General features: G+C 72.9%; 2 protein-coding genes and 1 pseudogene. All 3 read right to left on the bottom strand.

Annotated elements, in window-relative coordinates:
- Window positions 1-162 precede the first annotated feature (162 nt).
- The gene (gene pstA, locus AB0O00_RS34045; protein WP_363658443.1) at window positions 163-1,374 is read right to left on the bottom strand and encodes a phosphate ABC transporter permease PstA; all 1,212 of its coding nucleotides are present in this window, start codon (window positions 1,372-1,374) and stop codon (window positions 163-165) included.
- Window positions 1,375-1,402: 28 nt separating this feature from the next.
- On the bottom strand, window positions 1,403-2,434 hold the full coding sequence (gene pstC / locus AB0O00_RS34040) for a phosphate ABC transporter permease subunit PstC (RefSeq protein ID WP_363658441.1): 1,032 nt from the start codon (window positions 2,432-2,434) through the stop codon (window positions 1,403-1,405).
- Between the two features lie 156 nt (window positions 2,435-2,590).
- Window positions 2,591-2,996, bottom strand: a pseudogene (locus AB0O00_RS34035) (hypothetical protein); the annotation flags it as partial.

The following is a 2,996-nucleotide window of genomic DNA, read 5'->3' as shown; positions in this document are numbered from 1 at the left end:
CGGTCGCCGATGCTCCGCATCGCGTCCCTCCTCCGCCTTGCGATGCACGCACCCCAACGCCGCACGGCCCGCCCTCCGGGCGGACGACGGGGGTTTGAAGACAGGCCCTAACGGCCTCCCACGACATGAGAACTCCTCTGGTGCTGCGGTTGGTTGGGGGCGTCATGACTGGCTCCTCGGCACGGCGACGACCGGTCGGGAGATGGCGGCCAGCGCGGCGGCCTCGGCGCGGCGCGCGTCCCGGGAGAGCCGGCGCTTCTGGGCCCGGGTCAGCTGGCCGGGCCGGCGGCCACCGAGCAGACGCGCGGTGACGAACAGGACCAGCACCACGCCCATCAGGGTCAGACCCGCGGCGAAGCCCCGCGCGATCATGGGGTCGTAGGGCTGTTTGACGTAGTTCCAGATGTACAGCGGCAGCGACACCTGGTGCCCGTCGAACGGGTTGGCGTTGAACTGCGCCGTGAAGCCGGCGGTCAGCAGCACCGGCGAGGTCTCGCCGACGCCGCGCGCCATCCCGAGCACGACGGCCGTCACCAATCCGGGGCGGGCGGTGGGCAGCACGACGTTCCACACCGTCCGCCACTGGCTGCCGCCGAGCGCGTACGAGGCCTCGCGCAGGGTGCCCGGCACCAGCCGGATGACCACTTCGGCGGCCCGGGTGACGATCGGCATCATCATCACCGTCAGCGCCAGGGAGGCGGCGAAGCCGCTCTTCTCGAACCCGAAGGTGAGGATCACGACGCCGAAGACGAACAGGCCGGCGACGATCGACGGCAGCGCCGTCATCGCCTCGACCAGCATCCGCACGGGCCGGGCCATCCGGCCGCCGACCTCGGACATGAAGACGGCCGCGCCGATGCCCAGCGGAACGGCGAACAGGGTGGCCAGGCCCAGCTGTTCGAGCGATCCGACGATCGCGTTGAGCGCACCGCCGGAGGTGATCGGACTGAGCGGGCCGGTGCTCTCCATCGACTCGGTGAAGAAGTTGAGGTGCTGCGCCGCATCGATCCCACGGCTCGTCACGTAGCCGATCTGGTCGGCGATCACTCCGATGACGAGCAGCCCGGCGCTCCAGGCGACCACCGCCACCAGGCGGTCGCGCACCATCATCGGGCCCCACTGGAGCCGGCCGAGCACGTAGTAGCCGGCCAGGAAGAGCAGGTACCAGCAGATCAGGAAACCGAGCACGCCGCTGAACGGCAGCACCCGCTCGTACAGCATCCAGTCCAGGCCCAGCGAGCCGGCCGACGCGCCGGTCAGGGTGAAGACGTCGTCCCGGGTGATGCCGCCGAGCTTCACCCGTTTCTCGGGACGCGGCGACGTGGCCGCGGCGGGCCCGGACGCCGCGACCGGCGGCAGGTCGAGCGTGGTCATCGGATCGTCCCTTCGGGGTTCGTCATGGTCAGTCCGCCGTCGCGGAGCCGGAACGGGAGCGGTTGATCACGAAACCGGCCGCCACGTTGACGAGCAGGGTGAGCGCGAACAGCACCAGGCCGGCCGCCATCAGCGCGGAGAGCGACAGCGCGTCCGACTCGCCGAACCGCAGCGCGATCAGCGCCGGGATCGAGTTGGCGCCGTTCTCCAGGACGTGCGTGATGGTCTGGAAGCTCGGCGAGATGATCAGCGCGACGGCGATCGTCTCGCCCATCGCGCGGCCGAAGCCCAGCATCACCGCACCGATCACACCGCCGCGCCCGAACGGCAGCACCACGGTCCGGACCATCCCCCAGCGCGTCGAGCCCAGCGCGTAGGCACCCTCCCGCTCGCCCTGCGGCGCCTGGGAGAACACCTCGCGGGAGAGCGAGGTGACGATCGGAATGATCATCAGGGACACCACCACGCCCGCGATGAAGGTCGAGGAGGTATAGGACGGTCCGACGTCGCCGGTGCGCACCTTGAGGAACGGGAGCGCGTCACCGAGGTGGTTGGCCATCCAGCGCACCAGGCCGAGGATGCGCGGCTGGAGGAAGAACAGGCCCCAGAGGCCGTAGACGATGCTGGGGATGGCCGCCATCAGGTCGACCAGGGTGATCAGCAGGGCGCGCAGCCGCACGGGCGCGTACTCGGAGATGAAGATCGCACTGCTGAGCGCCACCGGGACGGCGATCGTCAGGGCGATGACGGCGATCAGCAGGCCGTCCGGGAGCACCGCGGCGATGCCGAAGTTGTGCGCGGCGGTCTGCCACTTCCGCTCGGTCAGGAAGGACCAGCCGACGATGCGCAGCGCGTCGGCGCCGCGCAGGACGAGGAAGAAGGCGATCAGCCCCATGATCGCGAAGACCGAGAGCCCGGCGAGCCGCAGCACGCCGCGGAACACCCGGTCGCCGGCGGTCGCGGGGGCGGTGATGATGCGCGGGACGTCCTGGTCCGGCCCGCGGTCGGGCTGGCCCGGTGCCCCGGCGTACGGTGCCGCGGGCTCGGCGGCGGCTGTCATGGTCTGCTCTCCGGGCTCGGGGACGGGTGCATGCGAACTGGGGTGCGTGGGGACGGGCCCCGGCGGAGAAGGTGCTCTGCCGGAAGGGGCTCGGCGGGGCCGGAACGGCGGCCCCGCCGAGTCGGCCGCCCCGCCGAGTCGTGTGGCGCGCCGGCGTCAGGGCCTGCGGCGCAGCCGCGACCAGCCCCGGCGCACTCCGGCCAGCGCCCTGTCCCCGGCCGGGGTGCCGCCGAGGAGCAGCGCGGCCGGCCCTCCGACCACCAGCACCAGGCCGGCGATCAGGGCGACGGGCAGCAGCAGCCGCGCCAGGCCCGAGCGGTCGGCCAACGGGGTGCCGGCCGCCACCGGGGCGGCGGACAGCGGGCCCTTGGCGGTCGGCGACGCGGTGGGCTTGGCGCCCGCTCCCGCGGCCGGCGGTGCCGCGGGAGCGGGCACACCGACGCCCGTGCCCGCCGCGGTGGACCCGCCGGTGGCGGAGAGGTTCCGGCCGGAGCCCGTTCCGGTGCCGTCGGAGGAGGTGCCGCCCGCCGAGCCGTTGTCGCTCACCGGGCTGGAGCCCGCG

The sequence above is a fragment of the Kitasatospora sp. NPDC093558 genome (genome assembly GCF_040683475.1).
Taxonomy (GTDB): Bacteria; Actinomycetota; Actinomycetes; order Streptomycetales; family Streptomycetaceae; genus Kitasatospora.
This window is presented reverse-complemented; position numbering and strand designations above follow the sequence as displayed.

What these genes read in the sequence shown, in the direction of transcription:
- pstA (WP_363658443.1), bottom strand. Translation starts at nt 1,374, where the DNA reads ATGACCACGCTCGACCTGCCGCCGGTCGCGGCGTCCGGGCCCGCCGCG.
- pstC (WP_363658441.1), bottom strand. Translation starts at nt 2,434, where the DNA reads ATGACAGCCGCCGCCGAGCCCGCGGCACCGTACGCCGGGGCACCGGGC.